Genomic DNA, 1,484 nt, shown 5'->3' with positions numbered 1-1,484 from the left:
TGAATTAATCAGTGCTTCCCTAAACCCTCTTGCACAATACACCATCACATACCACAGAATGAGCACAGAGAGAAGGGTCAGGTTGTACAGGGAGAAGGCGGCCAGGTATTCCTTTTTTCCGGCGGAGGGGATATTGGTATAGGCCTTGAAGGAAATGAGGCTGGCCATGGAGGCGATGAGGGTGCCCAGGCCGCCTATGTCCACACCAAGAAGGAGGGGCGCTGCGTTTTCCGTATAAGGGGAAAGCATGACCGTGGCAGGCACGTTGCTGATGAACTGGGAGAGAAGAAGGGAAATCCAGAACTCCCGGCCCGCCAGGACGTCCCGGGCCCAGGTGCTGACCATGTCCATGCGTCCCAGATTTCCTACGGCCATGAAAAGGAGAGCGAAGAGAAGAAGCAGCTTGTAATCCACCCGGAGGAACACATGCCTGTCAAGAATCACCATCACTGGCACCACCACCGCCAGTACAAGGGAAAGGGGAAGAAGGCGGAGGACATGGAGGATGGAAAGGAGAAGAAGAAACAGGAGGAGCAGGGATTTCTTCTTCGGCAGAGGCCTTTCCATAGGCGGCAGGGAAGAAACGGTACGTTTCGGGAAAAGACGGCCTGCCATGTAGATAAGAAAGCCGCTGATAAGAACCACAGGCCCCGTGATGGAAAGGAATGTGAAAAGGGGCAGATGGTAGTAGTCGTAGATGAAAAGATTCTGCGGATTTCCAATGGGCGTGAGCATACTTCCCATATTGGCGGCTATGGTTTCCAGCGTAATCAGGGGAATGAGAGGTGCCCGCTCCCGGATTTCCAGAAAGGTGGCAATGGAAAAGGGAACGAAAATGATGAGGGCTATGTCATTGGTAATCACCATGGAAGAGAAAAAGCAGGCAAAGATGAAAAAGCGTGCCATCTGCCGCACCGTCCCCTTTCCGGAGAAAAAACGAAGGCACAGGGCCCGGGGAATCCCCCATTTCCCGATTTCCGCCGTAATGACCATAAGGCAGAAAAGAATGCCCAGAAGATTCCAGTGAATGCTTCCCCAAAGAAGGGAAGGGGAAAGGGGCACGAAAAGGCCGGTGAAAACGGCAAAGAGCGCGGCCAGCAGCAGATCCGCATATTTTTTGATCATGAAAAACCTCCGTCATGAATGATGTCTCTGCTATTATAATGGAAATTGGGAATAATGGGGAGTGGGGGATAGGGAATGGGGAAATGGTAAATGAAGGCAGTGCCTTTTTAACATAATGGGCGCCGGTTTGAGAAAACTGGTGTAGCGTGCCAGGGTGCTGGTGTGCTGGTAAAAACCATACAACCGCGCCTGTGGCGCGAGGGAAATGCGGCCCTCTTTGGTGGCTGGCGCCACTACCTTTCCCCAAAGGGAAGCGGGGGCAGAACAACCCGCTTTCAGCATAGCGTAACTTTTGACTCTATAGGCAAACATAGAGAGGCCTATTCTGCCCCCTGAATAGGGGTGGCAAGGGAACTGGA

The 1,484-nt window shown here is 52.6% G+C and carries 1 protein-coding gene; it reads right to left on the bottom strand.

The features are described from left to right. Window positions 1-1,125, bottom strand: a 1,125-nt coding sequence (locus B2Y11_RS06885; protein ID WP_291057635.1) for an SLC13 family permease, incomplete at its 3' end; no start/stop codon positions are given. Window positions 1,126-1,484: the final 359 nt, after the last annotated feature.

Origin of the sequence: Dialister sp. UBA1703, assembly GCA_002320515.1 — a bacterium.
Taxonomy (GTDB): Bacteria; Bacillota; Negativicutes; order Veillonellales; family Dialisteraceae; genus Dialister.
This window is presented reverse-complemented; position numbering and strand designations above follow the sequence as displayed.